This window comes from Thioclava nitratireducens (genome assembly GCF_001940525.2).
GTDB classification, from domain to species: Bacteria; Pseudomonadota; Alphaproteobacteria; order Rhodobacterales; family Rhodobacteraceae; genus Thioclava; species Thioclava nitratireducens.
Map to the genome: position 1 here is coordinate 1372560 of NZ_CP019437.1, position 21254 is coordinate 1393813.

General features: G+C 65.1%; 23 protein-coding genes. 6 read left to right on the plus strand and 17 right to left on the minus strand.

Annotated elements, in window-relative coordinates:
• The 5 genes from BMG03_RS06800 to BMG03_RS06820 form a co-directional block, all read right to left on the minus strand.
• Nucleotides 1-1128 carry an SPFH domain-containing protein gene (locus BMG03_RS06800; RefSeq protein ID WP_075776160.1) on the minus strand — a complete coding sequence of 376 codons (1128 nt, stop codon included), beginning with the start codon at nt 1126-1128 and terminating at the stop codon, nt 1-3.
• Nucleotides 1129-1150: 22 nt separating this feature from the next.
• Entirely contained in the window at nt 1151-2116 is a 966-nt protein-coding gene (locus tag BMG03_RS06805) for a DUF2927 domain-containing protein (protein WP_088722178.1), read from the minus strand.
• Nucleotides 2116-3294 carry a toxic anion resistance protein gene (locus BMG03_RS06810; RefSeq protein WP_075776158.1) on the minus strand — a complete coding sequence of 393 codons (1179 nt, stop codon included), beginning with the start codon at nt 3292-3294 and terminating at the stop codon, nt 2116-2118. The genes BMG03_RS06805 and BMG03_RS06810 overlap by 1 nt, the downstream gene beginning before the upstream one ends.
• 61 nt (nt 3295-3355) lie before the next feature.
• Nucleotides 3356-4267, minus strand: coding sequence for a 5-bromo-4-chloroindolyl phosphate hydrolysis family protein (locus BMG03_RS06815; RefSeq protein WP_075776157.1), 912 nt, complete (start codon nt 4265-4267; stop codon nt 3356-3358).
• Nucleotides 4268-4520: 253 nt separating this feature from the next.
• On the minus strand, nt 4521-6170 hold the full coding sequence (locus BMG03_RS06820) for a pseudouridine synthase (protein ID WP_075776156.1): 1650 nt from the start codon (nt 6168-6170) through the stop codon (nt 4521-4523).
• Between the two features lie 123 nt (nt 6171-6293).
• On the opposite strand from BMG03_RS06820, the gene BMG03_RS06825 reads away from it, so the two are divergent.
• The 5 genes from BMG03_RS06825 to BMG03_RS06845 all read left to right on the plus strand — a co-directional run bounded on the left by BMG03_RS06825 (nt 6294) and on the right by BMG03_RS06845 (nt 9468).
• Nucleotides 6294-6743, plus strand: coding sequence for a nucleoside deaminase (locus BMG03_RS06825; RefSeq protein WP_075776155.1), 450 nt, complete (start codon nt 6294-6296; stop codon nt 6741-6743).
• A 104-nt stretch (nt 6744-6847) separates the two neighbouring features.
• Nucleotides 6848-7123, plus strand: a complete 276-nt coding sequence (locus tag BMG03_RS06830) for a peptidase (protein WP_075776154.1) — start codon at nt 6848-6850, stop codon at nt 7121-7123.
• 65 nt (nt 7124-7188) lie between these two features.
• Nucleotides 7189-7647, plus strand: a complete 459-nt coding sequence (locus BMG03_RS06835) for a PaaI family thioesterase (RefSeq protein ID WP_075776153.1) — start codon at nt 7189-7191, stop codon at nt 7645-7647.
• A complete protein-coding gene (locus BMG03_RS06840; protein ID WP_075776152.1) occupies nt 7644-8168 on the plus strand; it encodes a PaaI family thioesterase in 525 nt (174 codons plus the stop codon). Before BMG03_RS06835 ends, BMG03_RS06840 begins: the two co-directional genes overlap by 4 nt.
• Entirely contained in the window at nt 8161-9468 is a 1308-nt protein-coding gene (locus BMG03_RS06845) for an MATE family efflux transporter (protein WP_075776151.1), read from the plus strand. The genes BMG03_RS06840 and BMG03_RS06845 overlap by 8 nt, the downstream gene beginning before the upstream one ends.
• Before the next feature lie 94 nt (nt 9469-9562).
• Here BMG03_RS06845 and BMG03_RS06850 read toward each other — a convergent pair whose 3' ends face one another.
• The 12 genes from BMG03_RS06850 to BMG03_RS06905 all read right to left on the minus strand — a co-directional run bounded on the left by BMG03_RS06850 (nt 9563) and on the right by BMG03_RS06905 (nt 19792).
• On the minus strand, nt 9563-10894 hold the full coding sequence (locus BMG03_RS06850) for a glutamine synthetase family protein (RefSeq protein ID WP_075776150.1): 1332 nt from the start codon (nt 10892-10894) through the stop codon (nt 9563-9565).
• A gap of 3 nt (nt 10895-10897) precedes the next feature.
• Nucleotides 10898-11725 carry an ABC transporter permease gene (locus tag BMG03_RS06855; RefSeq protein ID WP_075776149.1) on the minus strand — a complete coding sequence of 276 codons (828 nt, stop codon included), beginning with the start codon at nt 11723-11725 and terminating at the stop codon, nt 10898-10900.
• Nucleotides 11722-12600: an ABC transporter permease gene (locus tag BMG03_RS06860; RefSeq protein WP_075776148.1), complete on the minus strand. Its 879-nt coding sequence runs from the start codon at nt 12598-12600 to the stop codon at nt 11722-11724. The genes BMG03_RS06855 and BMG03_RS06860 overlap by 4 nt, the downstream gene beginning before the upstream one ends.
• A 49-nt stretch (nt 12601-12649) precedes the next feature.
• On the minus strand, nt 12650-13372 hold the full coding sequence (locus BMG03_RS06865) for a transporter substrate-binding domain-containing protein (protein WP_075776147.1): 723 nt from the start codon (nt 13370-13372) through the stop codon (nt 12650-12652).
• 33 nt (nt 13373-13405) lie between these two features.
• The gene (locus BMG03_RS06870; protein WP_075776146.1) at nt 13406-14200 is read right to left on the minus strand and encodes an ABC transporter ATP-binding protein; all 795 of its coding nucleotides are present in this window, start codon (nt 14198-14200) and stop codon (nt 13406-13408) included.
• 164 nt (nt 14201-14364) lie between these two features.
• On the minus strand, nt 14365-14808 hold the full coding sequence (locus tag BMG03_RS06875) for a tellurite resistance TerB family protein (protein ID WP_075776145.1): 444 nt from the start codon (nt 14806-14808) through the stop codon (nt 14365-14367).
• Between the two features lie 72 nt (nt 14809-14880).
• Nucleotides 14881-15912 (minus strand): NADP-dependent oxidoreductase, encoded by a 1032-nt coding sequence (locus BMG03_RS06880; protein WP_075776144.1) that lies wholly within the window; start codon nt 15910-15912, stop codon nt 14881-14883.
• A 190-nt stretch (nt 15913-16102) separates the two neighbouring features.
• Nucleotides 16103-16414: a phosphoribosyl-ATP diphosphatase gene (locus tag BMG03_RS06885; protein ID WP_075776143.1), complete on the minus strand. Its 312-nt coding sequence runs from the start codon at nt 16412-16414 to the stop codon at nt 16103-16105.
• Nucleotides 16411-17172 carry an imidazole glycerol phosphate synthase subunit HisF gene (gene hisF, locus BMG03_RS06890; RefSeq protein WP_075776142.1) on the minus strand — a complete coding sequence of 254 codons (762 nt, stop codon included), beginning with the start codon at nt 17170-17172 and terminating at the stop codon, nt 16411-16413. The genes BMG03_RS06885 and hisF overlap by 4 nt, the downstream gene beginning before the upstream one ends.
• Before the next feature lie 62 nt (nt 17173-17234).
• Nucleotides 17235-18182: a 1-phosphofructokinase family hexose kinase gene (locus BMG03_RS06895; RefSeq protein ID WP_075776141.1), complete on the minus strand. Its 948-nt coding sequence runs from the start codon at nt 18180-18182 to the stop codon at nt 17235-17237.
• A gap of 130 nt (nt 18183-18312) precedes the next feature.
• On the minus strand, nt 18313-19245 hold the full coding sequence (locus BMG03_RS06900; RefSeq protein ID WP_075776140.1) for an MBL fold metallo-hydrolase: 933 nt from the start codon (nt 19243-19245) through the stop codon (nt 18313-18315).
• 97 nt (nt 19246-19342) lie between these two features.
• Entirely contained in the window at nt 19343-19792 is a 450-nt protein-coding gene (locus BMG03_RS06905) for a metallopeptidase family protein (RefSeq protein ID WP_425275163.1), read from the minus strand.
• Nucleotides 19793-19856: 64 nt separating this feature from the next.
• On the opposite strand from BMG03_RS06905, the gene gltX reads away from it, so the two are divergent.
• Nucleotides 19857-21185, plus strand: coding sequence for a glutamate--tRNA ligase (gltX, locus tag BMG03_RS06910; RefSeq protein WP_075776139.1), 1329 nt, complete (start codon nt 19857-19859; stop codon nt 21183-21185).
• Nucleotides 21186-21254 lie beyond the last annotated feature (69 nt).

Here is a 21254-nt window from a genome sequence, read left to right on the forward strand (position 1 = left end):
TCAGCTCGCAGCAGGCGGGGGCGGCGGCGGTGCGATGGTGAAGAGCTGCGCCAGTTCGGTCACGTCCTCGGCGCGCATCCAGCCGTTCTGACCCGGCGTCCAGACGAGACTGTCACGGGTGAGCGAGCCTTCCGAGACCATGCGTCCCAGATGGCCGCGCCCGAAGGGCCCCTGCGTCTGGCCGTTGACCGCGAGATGCCAGACCTTCTCGACCGGCGGCGGGGGAGGGGGCGGCGGTGCGGCGGCGGCGGGTTGTTGGCCCATCTGCCCCCACGGCCCCATCTGCTGACCCATCGCCATGCCCATGCCCGCGCCCATTCCGGCCCCCATCGCCGCGCCCATCCCGGCGGAGGCGCCCGAGCCCGGCTGCCCCATGGCCTCCGCGGCATTATATTGCATGTAGCGGTTCAGATCGCCCACGATGCCCATCGAGGTGCGCTTGTCGAGAACCGCCTCCACCGCTTCGGGAAGCGAGACGTTCTCGATGTAGAATTCCGGCAGCTCCAGCCCGTAATTCGCAATGGTGGGTGCGATCGCCTTGGTGATCACCTTACCCATGTCCGCGGTGTTCGCCGCCATGTCGAGGACCGGGATGCCCGAGCTGGCGATGGCGCGCGAAAACTCCTGCACGATCACGTTGCGCAGCTGGTAGCTGATCTCGTCCGAGGTGAACTCGCCATCGGTGCCGACGATCTCGGTCAGGAACTTGCCCGGATCGGTGACGCGCATCGAATAGGTGCCGAAGGCGCGGATGCGCACCGGGCCGAATTCGGGATCGCGCGCCATGACCGGGTTCTTCGTGCCCCATTTGAGGTCATTGAACCGCGTTGTGTTGACGAAATAGATTTCGGACTGGAAGGGCGATTTGAACCCGTGATCCCAATGTTGAAGCGTCGTCAGAATCGGCAGGTTGTTCGTCTCCAGCATGTAGAGGCCCGGACCGAAGATATCGGCCAGCTGCCCCTCATGGACGAAGACGGCGGCCTGACCTTCGCGGACGGTCAGCTTGGCGCCGTATTTGATCGCATGGCCCTCACGTTCGAACCGCCAGACCATCGTGTCGCGGGTGTCGTCGGTCCAGCCGATGACGTCGATGAATTCGCCCGAGAGGAAATCGAGAATGCCCATGGATGCGGTTCCTTCTTGGTTCTCAGCTTGCGCCGCCCAGCAATTCGGCGGCGATGGTGGTGACGATCGGGCGGGCCTCGCGTTCGGTCATGCCGGGCTTCAGGCGCGGGTCGTAAAGCATCTGCAGCAGCAGCTCGTCATGCTTGGTCAGCAGCGAGAATTCCTCGTCATCGTTGAAGATCGAGGGACGCGCGCGCGGATAGTCATTCGCGAGGCCGAGCCCCTGAGCCAGCTCCTCGTGGATACAGCTGGTGCGCAGTTCCGGCGGGTGTTCGCCGCGGATCACCGCGACCGCGTCGGTATAGATCGGGCTGTCGCCCTGCGAGAAGGCGAAGACGACACAGTAGGTGGACAGCGGCAGGTTCGTGATCGCCTCGACGGAGCTTTCATCGATCCCCGGCACGAGTTGTCGCAGGCGCGGGCCGATTGCGCGACGCTCGTCTTCGTTGAGGAACAGCACGTGGAAATTGCCGCCATGCTTTACAACGCTGACCGGATGGCGCGAGGCGCTCGCGAGCTTGCCCGCATAGGCGCGCACTTCGGCGACATCCGAGGCGCGGTCGGCCTTGGGAATCGAGGCGCCGAAATCGACGTCCATCCGCACCGGTTTCTCCCAGCGCCGCAGCCGAGAGGGGGTCTGGCGGGCGACGAACCCGCCGCCCTGCGCCGCGTATTCGTCGTAGAGCGCGATATGGATAAAGTTCTGCACCAGTTGGCGCTGGTTGAACGGTGCATCGCGCGGCGCGACATCGGTGCGCAGCTGGCCGCGGCTTTCCATCTCGGCGGCGGTCTTGGCGAAATAGGCAGACATCTCTCGCGACAGCGCGCTCTGCTCCGTGACCTTGGAGCGGTCGAGATCGGCTGGCGCGCTGGGCGGGCGCGCGGTCTTGTCCGGTGCGAGCGGCGAGCCGCCCAAGCCCGGCGTGCAGGCCGAAAGGGCCAGCGCCGCCAGCCCTGCAAGAACCGGGAAGGCCGCACGCATCCGCATCATCCCGCAGCTCCGCCGGCCTGTGCAGAGGATTTCGCCGCCGACAGGGTGTTGCGCAGCTTGTCTTCCATCTCGATCAGTTCCTTCTCGGCATCGGCCCGCTTGCGCTTGCCTTCGTCGGCGATGCGCAGGCTGTCTTCGATCGTGGCGACCAGATCGGCATTGGCCGCTTTCACCGCCTCGATGTCGAAAACCCCGCGTTCCATTTCGGTGCGGATCTCGGCATTGGCTTCGCGCAGGTTCTTGGCGTTGGCGGTCAGCAGGTCGTTGGTGAGGTCATTCGCTTCGCGCACGGCGCCTGCCGCCTCGCGCGAGCGCTGGATCGTGACCGCCTGCGCCAGCTGAGTCTCCCAGAGAGGCACCGTGTTCACCAGCGTCGAGTTGATCTTGGTCACAAGGCTCTTGTCGTTTTCCTGGACCAGCCGGATCGAAGGCAGCGACTGCATCGTCACCTGACGCGTCAGTTTCAGATCATGCACCCGGCGTTCCAGATCGTCGCGCGCGGCGCGCAGATCGCGGAGTTCCTGTGCCTTGAGTACTTTCTGATCTTCGGAAGCGGCTTCCATCTCTGTTTCTTTTGCAGGGATTTCCTGCGTGTCGAGCTGGGCCAGCTTTTCGACGCCCGCTGCAATGTAGAGGGCGAGCTCGTCGTAGAAATGCAGCGTCTTGTCGTAGAGCATATCGAGCGATTTGATGTCCTTGAGCAGGTTATGCTCGTGGCTCAGCAACTCGTCGGTGACGCGGTCGATCTGGCCCTGCACCTCCTCGAAGCGGGCGACGAAATTGCCAAACGGAGCGGCGCGGCCCAGCAGTTTCTCCCACCAGCTGCGCTTGCGGCGTACATCGAGTTCCGACACCGAGAAGCCGCGGATCGTGGTGACGATCTGGCGCAGGCTGTCCCCGGCGGGGCCGACATCCTTGTTCTTGACGCCCGAGAGCATTTCCTGGCTGATCGATTGCAGATCGGTCTGCGCGCGCGAACCGAAGCGAACGATCGAATTCGTGTCGCTCATGTCCAGCTCGGCCATCCGCTTGCGGATTTCCTCGGCGGTTTCCGGCGGAGCCTGATCGAGCGGGGTCACCGCCTCTGCCGGGCCCGGCTCGGGCAGCAGGGAGCCGCTGACACCTTCCACTTCGGTCATCAGCTCGGTCGCCTTCTGGCGGGTCGTCTCGGTCATCTCAGGGCCTCCTTGCGCCTGTCGGGACAGGTCCCGGGGTCACGTGTCACGTCACGCCTCGTCATGTCTTTCGGGTCGTCGGCACGACCCCTTCGCGCGCCAGCCGGTCGCGCAGAACGTCGATCTCGATTTCCAGCCCTTCGCGGCCGTCTTCCAGCATCTTCCTGGTGCGCGCGGTGAAATTCGCCTCCAGATCATCCAGCAGCGCCGCGTAATCGTCGCGTGCGGTCTGATCGCGGGTGTTGCGCCACAGGTCGGCGAACTTGATCGTCGCGTCGCGCGCGCCCTGCAGATAGACCGTCATGTAGCGCCGCGCCTGCGCCAGATCGCCGGGGTCTTCCTCGACCGCGCGGAACAGATCGCGGGCAGTGGTGGCGAATTGCTCGACCCGGCCGATCAGGACACGCTCGCCCGAGGGGGTGATCGCCTTGCGCATCTCTTCCAGATAGGCCTCGCCCTCCTTGACCACGCGGGCGACGCGCTCTTGCTGAAATTCGTCGACGCCGTCCATCCCCTTGTCCTTCAGCGGATCGAGACCGAAGGTCACGAGCGAGACAACGGTGCCGATCGCGCCGATCCCGGCGGCTCCGATCACACCGAGGCCGGGCGCTTGTGCGCCGATGGCGAGGCCCAGCCCATAGGCGACCGAGCCCAGAATCTTCCGAGGAAAGGCGGGCCGCTTGGCCGAGGCGCGGGCGACATAGGCGAATTCCGCCCGCAGCCCCTCGCGGATCGTCCAGGCGGCGCCCGCGATCAGCGCGAAAGCCGCGAGCGCGCGGGCCAAGGTGAGGGGCCCGCTGCCGAAAGCGCTCAGCAGAAAGGGCAGGGCGGCGGCCACGATCCAGAACGGACGGCCTTCCTGGGGGTGGCGAGCATCGGGACGGCGATGGGGAGGTACGCTGCGGGGATCGTGCAGGTCGGGCCCGCTGGCCGGGCCTTGGGGCGAGTATTTTCCGCCATAGCGTTGAGCCATCACACGCTCCCGGTGAACGCGACCGACAGCGTCAGCGCGATCATCAGCCAGAAAGCGATTCTCTTTTGCGCTTCGCGCGACATCGCCAGCCCCTGCCATCGGACGCGAATTCCGGCGTCCTGATAATATTTTATAAGCAGGCTGGCGGGTCTATGCCAGAGAGACGGTGTGAAATTCGCGTAAACCCGCCGAGGAAAAAAGTGAGGGGAAAACCACGGCGGTTTTCCCCTCACTCAAAGCGTGTTTTCGCCGGTCAGTCGCGGTTGCCACCGCGCGGCTTGCCGCCGAAGGGCTTGCCGCCGGGTTTTCCGCCCGGCTTGCCTCCATGCGATTTGAAGCCGCCGGAACGTGCGGGCCGGTCGCCGCGCGCGTCGCCGTGGGATTTGAACCCGCCCGAACGCGGTTTCCCGCCCGGTTTGCCACCATGCGATTTGAACCCGCCCGAGCGGGGCTTGTTGCCGCCACGGTCGTCTCGGCCCGCTTCGTCGCGATCCCGGCTGAAGCGCGCCTTGTCGCCGAACTTCCCACTGGGCTTGCCGCCGAACTTCCCGCCGGAGCGGTCATCGCGGTCGCGGTTGAAGCTGGGCTTGTCGCCACGCGGCCCACGATCCGGACGGTCTCCACGATCCTTCGAGAAACGCGGACCCCGATCGCCGCGCTCGCCTTCATCGCGATGCGACTTGAAGCCACCGGCCCGCGGCTTGCGTGGCCCGTCGCGGAACGGGCGATCCTCGCGCCCACCCTCTTCGCGGTCCTTGCGGAAGCGCGGTTTGTCGTCGCGGCTACCCTCGTCGCGGTCCCGGTTGAAGCGCGGCTTGTCGCCACGCGGCCCGCGATCCGGGCGGTCGCCCCGATCCTTCGAGAAGCGCGGCCCACGATCGCCGCGCTCGCCCCGATCTCCGCGGTCGCCCTCGTCACGATGCGATTTGAAGCCGCCCGTGCGCGGCTTGCGCGGACGATCCTCACGGCCGCCTTCGTCACGATCCTTGCGGAAGCGCGGCTTGTCATCGCGGCCGCCGTCATCGCGATCCCGCTTGAAGCGCGGCTTGTCGCCCCGGTCCTTGCGCTCGCCGCGCTCCGGGCGATCCCCACGCTCCTTGCGCTCGGGCTTCGTTTCGCCGCCCACCGGCTTGTCGTCGAGCAACCCGCCCAGCTGATCGCGCAGCATCTTGCGCTTCACTTCCATGACGTCGCCTGCCTTCATGTCCATCAGGCGGAACGGACCATAGCTGATCCGGATCAGGCGGTTCACCTGGAAGCCGATCTCGGTCATGGCGCGACGGATTTCGCGGTTGCGGCCTTCACGGATGCCCACGGTCAGCCACGCATTCGCGCCCTGCTGACGGTCGAGCGAGACCTCCATCGGCAGGAATTCTTCGCCGTCGATGGTGATGCCTTGGCGCAGCGGCTCGAAGCTCTGCTCGGTCGGGCGGCCATTCACGCGAACGCGGTATTTGCGCAGCCAGCCGGTCTCGGGCAGTTCCAGACGGCGCTTGAGGCCGCCGTCATTGGTCAAGAGCAGCAGGCCTTCGGAGTTGAGGTCGAGACGGCCCACGTTCAGCACGCGCGGCATGCCTTCGGGCATTTCGTCGAAAATCGTACGGCGGCCCTGTTCGTCCTTCTCGGTCGTGACCAGACCCAGCGGCTTGTAATAGAGCCACAGCCGCGTCTCCTGCGGTGCGTCGATCGCCTTGCCGTCGATGGTGATCTTGTCCGAGGCCGCCACGTCGAGTGCGGGCGAGTCGATCTGCTTGCCGTTCACCGCGACCTTGCCGGCGAGGATCATCTTCTCGGCGTCGCGGCGCGAGGCCACGCCGGAGCGCGCGATCACCTTGGCGACGCGTTCTTTCGCACCGGACTTATCGGCGGATTTCGGGGCGGAATTTTCGGGAGTGTCGGTCATGTCCGGTTCCTTCTAGGGGAGGGGGCGCGCGAGTCGCTCGGGCGCGAAAGACCGCGATCTACACCTTTCCGAGGCGCGTGGGAAGCGTCTTGATAAGCGCGGGTTTGCAGGCGATGAAGAGCCATGGAATTCCGGTCTTTCATGCAACAGGCGCTGGCAGAGGCGCGCGCGGCGGCCAAGCGCGGCGAAGTGCCCGTCGGCGCGGTCGTCGTCTCCCCTGACGGTAGGGTGGTGGCGTCTGCGGGCAACCGCACGCGCGAGCTCGGCGATCCGACGGCCCATGCCGAGATTCTCGCGATGCGCGACGCCTGTGCGCAGATCGGCTCGGAGCGGCTGCCCGGTTACGACCTCTATGTCACGCTCGAGCCCTGTCCGATGTGCGCCTCGGCGATCTCGCAGGCCCGGATCGCGCGGCTCTATTATGGCGCGGCCGATCCGAAATCGGGCGGCGTCGCGCAGGGGCCGCGCATCTTCGCGCATCCGCAGAGCCACCACGTGCCGGAAATCTACGACGGCATCGGGGCGGCGGAGGCCGAGGCGCTCCTGAAGGATTTCTTCGCAGCGCGCCGCTGAGCCTCGCCCGTCTGGACGCGTCTACTTTCATGTGGCATATCAAGCGTATCGCAGGCCCGAGGGGTCGCGATCCCCGATATCGAAGACGACCAGAAGGAGCGGGAATGCGTTCGGCATTGCGTCTGCGCGAAGGTGGCCTTGCTGCCTATCAGCAAGAGATGAAATGGGTCGCGCTCGCCCTCGGCATCGCCTCCACCATTGCTATCGTGCAGAACTGGTACCCGCTCAACCTGTTTCTCAGCCTGCCATTCTGCCTGATCTGGGCCTATCACGCCTGGCTGCATACAGAGCGCCAGCTGAAATATCTCAACATCATGTTCACCGGTTTCTACCTCTACGGGATCGCGCGCTATTTCCTGATGTCGCAGGGGCAGGGCTGAGGCGCGGGTCTTGTAACCCCGTCGGCCAGCGGGGATAGTCGCGCAAGACATTCGGGGATGATTTCATGAGCGACGAGAACGACAAGATACTCGAACAGGCGCGCCAGTTCATCGAGGCGATCCCGCATTCCCGCGCGCTGGGCATGCAGATGGACGAGATCCGCCCCGGCTGCGCGACCCTCTCGATGCCCTATGACACGCGCTTCGTGGGCGATCCGCGCACCGGCGTGATCCATGGCGGCGCGGTCTCGGCGCTGATGGATACCTGCGCGGGCGCCGCCGTAATGAGCCACCCGCAGGCGGGCGCCTCTACCGCGACGCTCGATCTGCGCATCGATTACATGCGCCCCGCGACGCCCGGCCAGCGGATCACCGCGCGGGCCGAATGCTATCACGTCACCCGCTCGGTGGCCTTCGTGCGTGCGACCACCCATGACGAGGACGCGGAGCGCCCCGTGGCGACTGCCACCGGTGCCTTCACCGTCTCGCGGCCCGACAAACCCAAATCGGAGGGCCAGGCATGAGCCGTCCCAAGCCCGAACCCGTCCAGCAGGTCAAGCAGCGCCGTGACGGCGCGCTCAAGATGCTCGTCGAGGGCATTCCTTACGCGCAATTCCTCGGCATCGGTTTCGACCGGCGCGGCGACGAGCTGACCGGTGTTCTGTCCTATGATGACAAGCTGATCGGCAACCCGATGCTGCCCGCGATCCATGGCGGGGTGACGGCGGCCTTTCTAGAGGTCACCGCGATCATCGAGCTCAGCTGGTCCTACCTCTGGGACGATATCGAGGCGGGGCGGATCGATTTCGACGCGCTGACGCCCGAGAGCCTGCCGCGGCTGCCCAAGACGATCGACTTCACGGTGGATTACCTGCGCTCCGGCCTGCCGCGCGACGCCTATGCGCGGGCGCGGGTCAACCGCTCGGGGCGGCGTTACGCCAGCGTCCATGTCGAGGCCTGGCAGGACAACCGGACCCGGATCTTCGCGCAGGCGACCGGACACTTCCTGATGCCCGCGCGGGACGATACCTCCGCCAATGGCTGAGATTACCCATGCGCGGGTCCTGAAGATCGCGCTGCCCATCGTCCTCTCGAACGCTACGATCCCTATCCTCGGCGCGGTCGACACGGCCGTCGTCGGCCAGATCGGCCTGCCCGCGCCGATCGGGGCGGTGGGGATCGGAGCGGTGATCCTGTCCTCGCTCTACTGGATCTTCGGATTCCTCAGGATGGGCACAACCGGGCTGGTGAGCCAGGCGCATGGGACGGGCGACACCGGCGAGGTGTCCGCCGGGCTGATGCGCGCGCTGATCATTGCGGGGATCGCCGGGCTGAGCCTCATCGTGCTGCAACTTCCGCTGTTCTGGGCCGCTTTTCAGCTTGCCCCAGCGAGCGACGAGGTCGAGGGGCTTGCCCGCGACTACCTGCAGATCCGCATCTGGGGCGCGCCGCTGACGATCTCGCTCTACGCTTTCACCGGATGGTTGATCGCGCTGGAGCGCACGCGCGGGGTCCTCTTGCTGCAGGTGGCGATGAACGCGTTGAACGTCGGGCTGGATCTTCTGTTCGTTCTCGGCTTCAGTTGGGGCGTGCAAGGCGTAGCCGGCGCCACGCTCATCTCCGAAATCGGCGGTGTGCTGCTGGCGCTTTGGCTGTGTCGCGCTGCCTTTGCGGGAGGGCTGTGGCGCGCGCGCGCGATCTTCGACCGCGTGAAACTGGCGACTATGGCGCGGGTGAATACCGACATCATGCTCCGCTCGATCCTGCTGCAGGCGAGCTTCACCTCCTTCCTGTTCCTCGGCGCGGGACAGGGCGATGTGACCCTCGCGGCCAATCAGGTGCTGCTGCAATTCCTGCAGATCACGGCCTTCGCGCTGGACGGGTTCGCCTTCTCCGCCGAGAGCCTCGTGGGGCAGGCCGTGGGCGCGCATTCCGCGGCACGGCTGCGCCGGGCGAGCATCGTGTCCTCGCAATGGGGGATCGGTGGCGCGCTCGTGCTGGGCGCGGTCTTCCTGCTCGCAGGCCCTGCGATCATCGACCTGATGACCACCGCGCCGAATGTCCGCATCGAGGCGCGCGACTACCTGATCTGGATCGCCGCCGCCCCGCTGATCGGCGGGCCGGCCTGGATGCTCGACGGCATTTTCATCGGCGCGACCCTGACGCGCGAGATGCGCAACGCGATGGTCGTCTCGGTCGCGATCTACACGGCGGCGCTATTCGTGCTGATCCCGCTTTTCGGCAATCACGGGCTCTGGGCGGGGCTGATGATCCTCAACGCCACGCGCGGCCTGACGATGGCGCGGCTCTATCCCCGGGCCGAGGCGAAAGCTTCATCCGGGTAGAGGCGCGGCCCCTCTGACTGCGCCCCGCCCCTCCCTTCCCCTTGGGAGAAATATCCCGGGGGAGAGGGCGAAGCCCGAGGGGGCAGCGCCCCCTTCAGACAGTATCCAGGTAAAGCTCGGTCTGTTCCTGATCCGAGAGCTCCGCCATGTAATGCAGCTCCTGCCGCTTGGTCATGGCGAAATTGGTGATCAGTTCGCGGTCGAAGATGCGCGGCATGATCTCGCAATTCTGGAAGGCGTCGATCGCCTCTTCCCAGTCGGTGGGCATCTGCGGCAGGTCGAGCGCATAGGCGTTGCCCTTGATCGGCTCGGGCGCTTCTATCTTGTCTTCGATCCCGATCAGCGCCGCGCCCAGGATAGCGGCGATCATCAGGTAGGGGTTCACGTCGCCGCCCGCCACGCGATGCTCGATCCGGCGCGCCTGCGGGCCAGAGGCCGGGATACGCAGCGCCGAGGTGCGGTTCTCGTAGGCCCAGGCGATCCCAGTTGGCGCATGGGCGTCGGGCACCAGGCGGTCATAGCTGTTCTCATGCGGCGCGAAGATCAGCGCCGAGCCCGACATCGCAGCCAGACAGCCGGCGACCGCGTGGCGCATCTGATCCGAGCCCTGCGGCGTGCCGTCGTTGAAGATGTTGCTGCCCTCGGCATCGAGCACGGAGAAATGCATATGCATGCCGTTGCCGGGCCATTCGTCGTACGGTTTCGCCATGAAGGACGCGGCGAAACCATGCGCGCGTGCCAGCCCTTTCACCAGCATCTTGAACAGCCAGCTGTCATCGGCGGCCTTAAGCGGGTCGGGTTGGTGGCTAAGGTTGATCTCGAACTGGCCGGGACCCGCTTCGGAGATCGCGGTATCGGCGGGAATATCCATCGCCTCGCAGGCGTCGTAGAGCTGGCTGAAGAAAATGTCGAACGCGTCGAGCGCGCGCAACGATAGCACCTCGCCGCCGGTGCGGCGTTTGCCCGAGCGCGGCGAGGGCGGCACCCGCAGGGTCTTGCCGCTATCGTCGATCAGAAAGAATTCCAGCTCGGTCGCGACCACGGGGGTCAGCCCCAGAGCCTTGTAGCGTTCCACGACGCGGGCCAGCGCCTGCCGGGGATCGCCCGCATAGGGCGTGCCGTCCATGTGGAACATCCAGATCGGCAGCAGCGCCGTCGGCGCCGAGAGCCACGGCATCGGCAGGAAGCCCCGCTCGGTCGGCATCAGAAGGCCGTCGGCATCGCCGGATTCGAAGACGAGCGGGCTGTCTTCGACATCCTCGCCCCAGATGTCGAGGTTCATCACCGAATAGGGAAAGCGCGTCCCTTCGGTGAAGACCTTATCGGCGAAACGAGCCGGCAGGCGCTTGCCGCGCGCCACCCCGTTGAGATCGGCCGCCGCCACGCGGATCGTGCGAACGTCGGGATGGTCGTGCAGCCAGTTCATGTGTCACCTGATAATCTGCGGCCTGAACCGGAAGCGCTTGCGGCTTTCCTGCGGCAGATGGCGGTTCAGGCGGCGGTTGATCACCCCGAAGACCGCGATGACGCAGAGCGTGAGCAGGATGAAATAGAACGCCGCGATCGGGTAGGGGATGAAGGGATTGAAGGTCTTGTCCGCGAAATATTTCGCGTAATAGAGCGCGTCGCCCTCCTGCCGGAACGCCGGGAAGCCCGAGAAGAACACGAGCGTGGTGGCGTGGAACAGGAAGATCGCCTCGTTGGTGTAGGACGGCCAACCGAGCCGGAGCATCGTCGGCCATGTCACGCGGCGGAATTTGGTCCAGCCGGTCATGCCATAGGCGTCCGCGGCTTCCATGTCGCCTTTCGGAACCGAGCGCAGCGCGCCGTAGAAAATCTCGGCGGCATAGGCGGAGGTGTTGAAGAACAGCACGATCAGGGCGCCTGCCCAGGCCCGCGTGATCCAGTCCGTCGCGACCGTGATGCCGAGGATCGGGAAGCCAGCCCGGGGCAGCATCGCGAAGGCCTCGTAGGCGAGGAAAAACTGGATGAAAAGCGGTGAGCCGCGGAACAGGAAGATGAACCAGTCCGCGGGTTTGCGGAAAATTGCACGTTCGGAGTTCTTCGCCACTGCCAGCGTGGTCGCGAGGAAGAAGCCCGCCAGAAGCGCGAGGATGCCGAAATAGAGGTTCCAGATCATCCCCGAGCCGATCAGGGTGAATTGCTGGCACATGGTGAAATCGGAGCGCGGCAGCAGCCGCTCGCCGATGCCCACGGACCGCAGACCGTAATCCGCGATGGTCTGAATGCAGCTCATGCGCCCGCCTTTCTCAGCGCTTCACCGGCAGCCGTGGCCTGCCCGAAGGAGAGGCGGCGGTTGATGCGCGCCAGCACGATCTCGGAGAGCTTGGTCATCACCAGATAGAAGACCAGCAGCGCGAGGAAGTAGTAGAGCCGCCAGTCGGGGTGTGGATAAGAGTAGATCTGCGACTTGGTCGCGCCGAGTTCGCGCGCCCAGTAGACGATATCCTCGATGCCCAGAAGGAACAGCAGAGGCGTCGCCTTGATGAGGATCATCCATAGGTTTGACAGGCCGGGGATCGCATAGGCCCACATCTGCGGGATCAGTACGCGGCGGTTCACCTGCGCGCGAGTCATGCCGTAAGCCTCGGCGGTCTCCAGCTGCGCGCGCGGCACGGCCTGCATCGCACCGAACAGCACGTTCGCGGCGAACGCCCCGTAGACGATGGAGAAGGCCACCACGGCCAGCGCGAAGCCATAGGCCTCGTGGTAGAATTGTGGGGAGGTACCGAGCGGGATTTTCGCCGCGGCACAGACGTGGAACTCGTTCCCCGTCCAGGCGGGGCCGGGGTCGGGGCAGATCGCGCGCGATTTCAGGTATTCGAGCCCCTGGTCCATCGCGATCGGCACGAAGAGGAAGAAGATGATATCCGGCACACCGCGCACCATCGCGATATAGCCGCGTCCCAGAAGCTTCAGCGGTGCGAGGGTCGACCGCGCGGCGAGCGCGCCCCCGAAACCGAAGATCAGCGCCACCGGCGCCGTCACGGCCAGCAGGATCAGCACGATCCCAAAGGAGCCATAGAACATCATGTGCTTGCCCGTTGTCAGGTAGCACAGAAGCCAGGAAAGCCCGTGAAGGGCGGAAGGATCGGAACAGCTGTTGAGCATCTGGATCGGTCGGGGGGCGCGCCGCGTGACCCGCCCCCCGCTTTCTGGATCAGTTTTTGAAGGTCAGCGCTTTGTCGCCGAAATACTTCTTGATCATCTCGTTGAGCGAGCCGTCGGCCTTCATTTTCGAGATCCCGTCATCGAGCTTGTTCTTGAGCTCGGTGTCGGACTTGCGCAGGCCGATGCCGATGCCCTTGCCCAGCGGCACATCGTCGCCGACGAATTGCAGGTTGTCCTGACCGTCGAAGGGCTTGAGCGCGTCCTTGTCGGCGAAGACCGCGTCGGCCTCGCCGTTCTTCACCGCCGCGATCGTGTCGTCGAGCGTGGCGTATTCGGCGAGCGTCGCACCGCTTTCGGCGACATGGGCCGCCTGGATCGTGCCGGTCTGCGCCGCGACCACGGCGCCCTTGAGATCGACGTTCGGATCCATCGCGAGATAAGCGGAGGGCGCCGGCGGGTAGTAGGGCTGGGTGAAGTCGATCGACTTCTCGCGCTCGGCGGTGATCGACATGCCAGCGATGATGGTGTCGTAGTTGCCGCTCAGCAGGTTCGGGATGATCGAATCCCAGTCATTGGTGACCCAGGTGCAATCGAGGCTCTCCATCTCGCAGAGCTTGTCGCCCAGTTCGCGCTCGAAACCTGCAACTTCGCCGTTGTCGTCGATGTAGTTGTAGGGAGGGTAGGCGCCCTCGGTGCCCATGCGGACCGTTTCAGCCGCGGCAATGCCGGCCGACAGGCCGAGAATGGCGGCGGTCAGGATCAGTTTTTTCATCTTGGGTTCCCCGTTGTTTGTTCTTGGGTTGGTTCACGCCGGCGCGGTGGCCGACAGGAATTGTTGCAGGCGCGTCGATTTCGGCGCGCTGAACAGAGCCTCTGGCGGGCCCTCTTCCTCGATCTTGCCCTGGTGCAGGAAGACGACGTGGTCCGAGACGTCACGCGCCAGCCGCATGTCGTGGGTGACGAGGATCATGGTGCGGTGTTCGGCGGCGAGGTCCTTGATGACCTTCACCACCTCCTGCTGCAATTCGGGATCGAGCGCCGAGGTGGGCTCGTCGAAAAGAAGCGCCTTGGGCTCCATGCACAGCGCCCGAGCGATCGCCGCCCGCTGCTGCTGACCGCCCGAGAGCTGCGCGGGCCAGGCGTCGCATTTGTCGCCGATGCCGACCTTCGCCAGCAATTCGCGCGCCAGCTTCTCGACCTTTGCCTTGTCGCGGCCCAGCACCGTCACCGGCGCTTCCATCACGTTCTGCAGGATCGTCATGTGGGCCCAGAGGTTGAACTGCTGGAACACCATCGACAGGTTCGTGCGGAAGCGGGTGACCTGCGCGCGGTCGGCGGGACGACGATTGAGTCCCTCGCCACGCCAGGCGACGTGCTCGCCCTCGAAGATCACGTCGCCCTTCTGGCTGTCTTCGAGCAGGTTGCAGCACCGCAAGAGGGTCGACTTGCCCGAGCCCGAAGAGCCGATCAGCGACACCACATGGCCGCGTGGGGCGGTGATCGAGACGCCCTTGAGCACCTCGAGCGAGCCGTAGCTCTTGTGAAGGTCACGGATTTCGATGACGGGCGCGTCTTGGGGCGCAGGCTCGTTTCGGGTCACGCAGGCAGCTTCTCTTTGTCCATCCGCGCAATCTGGCGCGATTTGGCCGATGATTGCAACTGCGTCTGCCCGGTTGACGATGGGGAAGGGGCCGAAATCACGAGCATCTGAGGAAAAAATATGCGTGAACCGGTCGCGCCTCCACGCCGGCCTGTCCCTCTAACTCAGCTTCGGCGGGCCTCGACGCGCTGCCGCGCCACCGCCGAATCGACATCGTTGACGCCCAGAAGCTTCGCCGCGAGACGGATCAGCGCATCCTCATGGGCGTCGCGCACCCCGTCGGCCAGCGCCACGTCCCACAGCGCCTCGATCACGCCGGTGCGGTCCTCGTAGGCGACCTTGTCCTTCAGCGCGCGGGTGAAGCGGACGGTATCGGGCGCACCCGCCTCGACCTCTTCGGCGCGCTTGCGCATCTCGGTCGCCTCGAAGCTCGAAAGCCCGTTGCGCTGCGCGAGAACCCGGTCGATCCGGATCTTCTCGTCTTCGGTATAGTTTTCATCCGACCGCGCGAGCCGCACCAGAAGTGCGCCTAGCGCCAATTCGCGATCTTCCCCCTCCATCGGATCGGGGGCGGGATCGTTGAGCATATCGAAAAGGCGTCCAAACATAAGCGTAGAGATAAGCGATGCGCGGCGCAGGGCAAGTCACGGATGCGAAAGCCCTGCGCACATCTCTCGCCTTCAGCCGACTTTCACGACCATCTTGCCGAAATTGCGGCCCTCCAGCAGATCGTAAAGCGCCTGCGGCGCGGCCTCTAGGCCCTCCACCACCTGCTCCTTGTACTGAACTTTGCCCTCTTTCAGCCAGCCGGTCATCGCCTCCGAGAATTCCTGATAAAGCTCGATCGGGAAGCTGTCGAAGATGATGAAACCCTGCACCTTCACCTTCATGCGCAGGATCGTCGACAGGATCTGCGGCCCGTGATCGGGTCCCTCGGGCAGGCCTTGCAGGTTATACCACGCGACCATGCCGCAGACCGGCATCCGCGCGAAGGGGTTGAGAAGCGGCAGCACGCCGTAAAGCACCTTGCCGCCGACATTCTCGAAATAGACGTCGATGCCGTTTGGGCAGGCCGCGGCCAGTTGTTCGGCGAAATCCTCGGCGCGGTGATCGATGCAGGCGTCAAACCCCAGCGTCTCGATGACATGGGCGCATTTCTCGGCTCCGCCCGCGACGCCGACGACGCGGCAGCCCTTGATCTTGGCGATCTGGCCGACCGTTGCGCCCACGGGCCCGGAGGCGGCGGCAACCACAACAGTCTCGCCGGGTTTCGGCTCGCCGATCTTCAGCAGGCCCGCATAGGCCGTGTAGCCCGGCATCCCGAGAATCCCCAAGGCCCAGCTCGGGTTCTCCGGCTCCGGCCCGAGATTGAGTACCTGCGTGCCATCCGAGACGAAGAAATCCTGCCAGCCTGAGGGCGAGAGCACGTAATCGCCCTTCGAGAAGCCCGCGACATCGCTCTCCATGACCTCGGCCACGACCTGACCGGTCATCACGCCGCCGATCTCGACCGGGGTGGCGTAGGATTTCGCATCCGACATCCGCCCGCGCATATAGGGGTCGAGCGACAGATAGACGGTGCGCAGCAGCATCTCGCCCTTGCCGGGCCGCGGCACGGCTTCGGTTTCCAGTTTCAGCGTGTTCTCGTTCGGCGCGCCTTTCGGGCGCTCGGCGAGGATGATCTTGCGGTTGGTGTCTTGGGTCTGAGCCATGAAAGCCTCCTGTTTGAGAGGCCAGCTAGCACGCGGTTCGCACGGGGAAAGGGGGCGCTGCCCCCTCGGGCTTCGCCCTCACCCCCGGGATATTTCGACAAGCCCGAATGCCAGAGGTTTCCGGGGCGTCCTCGGGCTTGCGGAAATATCCCTGGGATGAATTTCCGAAGGAGAGAAGGGGCAGCGCCCCTTAGCTGCGCGCGGCTTTCTCGGCGATGCCGGAGGTGCCCTCGCGGCGCTCCAGTTCCGCCAGCACATCGGCCAGCTTCACGTCGCGTGCCGCCAGCATCACCAAGAGGTGATAAAGCACATCCGCCGCCTCGTAGGTCAGGTTTTCGTGGTCGCCCTTCGCTGCGGCGATGATAGCCTCCACCGCTTCCTCACCGAATTTCTCGGCGCATTTCTCCGGGCCCTTGGCCAGCAGCTTCGCGGTCCAGGAGGTGTCGGGATCGGCGCCCTTGCGGCTCTCGATGGTCGCGGCGAGTTGGTCCAGAATGCTCATTGCAGCCTCATCGGAATGCCCGCGGCGGCCATATATTCCTTGGCTTCGCGGATCGTGAATTCTCCGAAGTGGAAGATCGAGGCGGCGAGTACCGCCGAGGCGCCGCCTTTCGTTACGCCTTCAACCAGGTGATCGAGATTGCCGACACCGCCGGAAGCGATCACCGGCACGTCCACCGCGTCCGAAATCGCCTTCGTCAGCTCCAGATTGAAGCCTGCGCGGGTACCGTCGCGATCCATCGAGGTCAGCAGGATTTCCCCCGCGCCCTTCGCGGTCACGGTGCGGGCGAATTCCACCGCATCGATGCCGGTCGGCTTGCGGCCGCCATGGGTGAAGATTTCCCAGCGGCCCGGCTCCACGGTCTTTGCGTCGATCGCGCAGACGATGCACTGACTGCCAAAGCGGTCGGCGGCCTCGGTGATGACGTTCGGATCGGCCACGGCGGCGGAGTTGAACGAGACCTTGTCGGCGCCTGCCAGCAGGAGTGCGCGCACGTCTTCATGGGTGCGCACGCCGCCGCCCACGGTGAGCGGCATGAAACATTGCTCGGCGGTGCGGGTCACCAGATCGAACATGGTGCCGCGGTTTTCATGGGTCGCGTGGATGTCGAGGAAACACAGCTCGTCTGCGCCTGCCGCGTCATAGGCCTTCGCGGCCTCGACCGGGTCGCCCGCGTCGATCAGGTTCACGAAATTGACGCCTTTCACGACGCGGCCATCGGCGACGTCGAGACAGGGAATAATGCGGGTCTTCAGCATGGGCGGCGCTCCTTTGGCGCTTTCATAACGCGCAGGTGCCGCGAGGCAAAGGGGCAGAGTGCTCAGATCGGCTCGACGGGGCAATGCGGCAGAAGGCGGCGCACCATCGCGGCGGAACACAGGTCAGTGGCGGGGGTGGTCACGGTGGCCGCCGCGCCTGCCGCGCCGTGCTGCAACGCCTCGTGGAAAGGTTTGCCGCGGGAGAGCGCGAGTGTGAAAGCCCCGACGAAACTGTCGCCCGCGCCCACTTTCGAGACGACATCGACCTTAGGCGCCACGGCAAACCAGCGCGCGTCCTTGGTGGCGAGCACGTTGCCATCCGAGCCGCGCGCGACGATCACCGCATGTGCCAGTCCGCGCTGCACGAGGCTTTGCGCGAAGTCGGCGCTGTCGCTGCGCTCGGGCAGTTTGCGGCCCGCCAACTCCTCGGCCTCCAGTTCGTCCATCCGCAGAACGTCGGCGGGTTGCGCCTTGCTTTCCATCAACTGGTGCAGAGCCTTGCCGGAGGTGTCGAGGAAAAGCCGCGCCTTGGTCCGGGCCATTTTCGTCGCCAGCCGCGCGGGGAAATCCTCGGGCACGCCGGGCGGTTGCGAGCCGGACAGCACGACGATCCCGTCTTCAGGGGCGGCGCGCGCGATCCGGCTGAGCGCCTTGGCGACATCGCGCGCGCCCCAGTCCGGCCCGGGCATCACGAAGCGGTATTGCGCGCCCGTGCTCTGGTCGGTGGCAGTCAGGCTCATCCGCGTCTCGCCCGGCGCGGGGTAGGGGAAGAGAGCGATCCCGGCCTCGGCGAGGAGCCGCATCACCCGGTCCCCGGTGGTGCCGCCAAGGGCGACGAAGGCCGTGGAATTGCCGCCCAAGGCAGCGATCGCGCGGCTGACATTCAACCCGCCGCCCCCCGGATCGGTCAGCGGCCGCGTGCAGCGCAGCTTGCGCTCGGGCGCGATTTCGGGGGTTTCGATCGACAGATCGACCGTCGGGTTGAGCGTGATCGTGAGGATCGAGGTCATCGCAGGCTCCGAAGCCGTGGTGGGTATCGGGATCATCGCAGCTAACGATCTGCGATCAAGGGGGCGTGCGGGATTGAGGTAGTGGGCGCCCGGACGGCGAAAGGACCGTCCGGACAATCGAAACGATGGATCAGACGTTGAGCTGATAGGTGATCGGGTGGAAGTGGAAGCCGGTGTCGAGTGCCTCGAGATGACCCACGCCCGGGAAGGGCATGTGGTAGCCGATGAAAGCCAGTTTGTCGGCGGCGACACGGCCCAGAAGCTCCTTGCGGGTCTTCGCGGCCATCTCCTTGTCCATATCGTATTTCACTTCCCATTCCGGGCGCTGAAGCGACCAGACATAGTGGTTCGACGTGTCGGCAGCGAGCATCAGACCTTTGCCGCCCGACTCCACCATGAAAGCCATATGGCCCGGCGTGTGGCCGAAGGCTTCGACCGCCGAGATGCCGGAGACGACCGAATCGCCACCCTTGAGGTAGCTCATCTTCTCGGCCAGCGGACGGACCTTGGCCTCGAACGTGTCGTTGCCCGCGTTCGACCAATGGTCGAATTCCTTTTGGCCGGTGATGTAGGCAGCATTGGCGAAGGTCTCGCCGCCATCGCCCATCAGCCCGCCGATATGGTCGCCATGCATATGGGTGATCACGACGTGGGTGATGTCCTCGGGCGAGTGCCCAGCGGCGGCGAGCGCCGAGGTGATCCCCTCGGGCGACAGGCCGGTGTCGAAGAGGATTTTCTCCGAGCCGGTCTCGATCAGGGTCGGGGTGAAGAAGTTAAGCGACTTGTCCGCAGGGATGTAATTGGCCTCAGAGAGCTTGGCGAAGTCCTCGGGGCTGGCGTTCATGCCGAAGATAGTCTGCGGCTCTTCCAGCTCGCGCGATCCGGCGAGCAGCGTGGTGATCGTCAGATCTCCCATCTGCATCCGACGATAGCGCGGGATCGCGGGCGGGGCTTCGTTCGCGCTTTGCGCGGCGGCGCCGGTCCCGGTCAGAAGCGCGGGGGCGGCGGGCAGGAAAGCGGCGGTTTTCAATGCTGTACGGCGGGTCATGAAGGTCCTGGTCATCGGGTCTCTCCCTCTCGATGGTTGATCTTCGCATGTCGAAGTCGAGCGCTTCGCGCCGCTCCCACAGACTCGTGAACGTAGCGTGAGCCGCTTCGGTTCACTCCCACCAGCGATCGATCGAAGAAATATCGCCGTCGGACCACCCGAGGTGATGCGCCAATTCGTGCACGAAAACATGGGTGACGAGGGCACCGAGGGGCTCGTTGCCGCGCGAGACCCACTCGTCGAGGATCGGACGTCGGAAGAGCCAGATCACATCCGCGTGGCCACCGGGGTCCATCACGGATTTCTCGGTCAACGGGATGCCGTCATAAAGCCCCGTCAGCTCGAAAGGGTCTTCGATGCCGAGATCGGCGAGCATCGCTTCGGAGGCGAACTCTTCCACCCGGATCGCGACCTCTGCCGCAGCTTTCGCGAAAGCCGGGGGCAGGGCGGCGCGCGCGGCCTCGGCCAGCGCCTCGATCTCCTCGATGCCCGGCGCCGTGACATCCGCCCAATCGTAACCCTCGCCCATCGCCACCTCCAAGCCGCTCTGCACCTCTCGCATGGCCCCTCATATGGACAAACGCACCGCCTTGTGAAAGAGCAGGCGCCAACAGGAGTTTGCCCAGATGACCACCGTTACCCGTTTCGCCCCGTCGCCCACCGGCTATATCCATGTCGGAAACCTGCGCACCGCGCTGATGAACTACCTGATCGCCCGCAAGACCGGCGGTCAATTCATCCTGCGCCTTGACGACACCGATCAGGAGCGCTCGAAGCAGGAATATATCGACGCACTGAAGCAGGATCTCGAATGGCTCGGCATCGAGTGGGACCGGGAAGAGCGCCAGTCGCTGCGGCTCGACCGCTATGCCGAGGTGGCAGAACAGCTGAAGGCCGACGGTAAGCTTTATGAATGCTTCGAGAGCCCGACCGAGCTGGACCTCAAGCGCAAGAAACAGCTGAACATGGGTCGCCCGCCGGTCTATGACCGCGCCTCGATGCATCTGTCGGATGCCGAAAAAGACGCGCTTCGCGCCGAGGGCAAGGAAGGATACTGGCGCTTCAAACTGGAACTCGAGCGGATCGAGTGGAAAGACGGCATCCTTGGCGATCTGTCCATCGATGCGGCAAGCGTGTCCGATCCGGTGCTGATCAAGGCCTCGGGGCAGGTGCTCTATACCTTCGCCTCACCGGTAGACGACGCGGATATGGGCATCACCCATATCGTGCGCGGCGGCGATCACGTCACCAATACCGCGACGCAGATCCAGATCATCGAGGCGATCGGCGGCAAGGTTCCGAGCTTCGCGCACCATTCGCTGCTGACCGGCCCGCAGGGCGAGGAACTGTCGAAGCGTCTTGGCGCGCTCTCGATCCGCGATCTGCGCGCCGAAGGGATCGCCCCCGAGGCGCTGCTGTCGATGATGGCGCGTCTGGGCTCGAGCCAGCCGATCGAGCTGAAGATGTCGATCGACGAGCTGGCCGACGGGTTCGATCTGAACCATTTCGGCTCGGCGCCCACGAAATTCGACCCAGCGGACCTGATCCCGCTGACCCGCGCGCGCAACCAGCACCTGCCGTTCGAGGCGGTGGCGGATCGTATCGCTGATCTCGGCATCCCCGAGGAGCAGCGCGAGCGTTTCTGGAAGGTCGCCTCGCAGAATATCGACAAGCTCGACGATCTGAAGGGCTGGGCCGATCTGTGTCTGAACGGCGCGGAGCCGGAGATCGACGAGGAAGATCGCGACTTCATCGCGCAGGCCATGACGATGCTGCCCGCGCCGCCCTATTCCGACACCACGTGGAAGGACTGGACCTCGGAGGTGAAGGAAGCGACCGGGCGCAAGGGCAAGGGGCTGTTCATGCCGCTGCGCAAGGCCGTGACCGGCATGGCGCACGGGCCCGATATGGGCGAGCTGATGCCGCTTCTGCACAAGGTTCCGGCGCGCGGCTGACGGCTCCGCCGCAGGCTCGTGAGATCAATTCGAAAGGCGCGAGGGATTTTCCTCGCGCTTTTTGTTTGG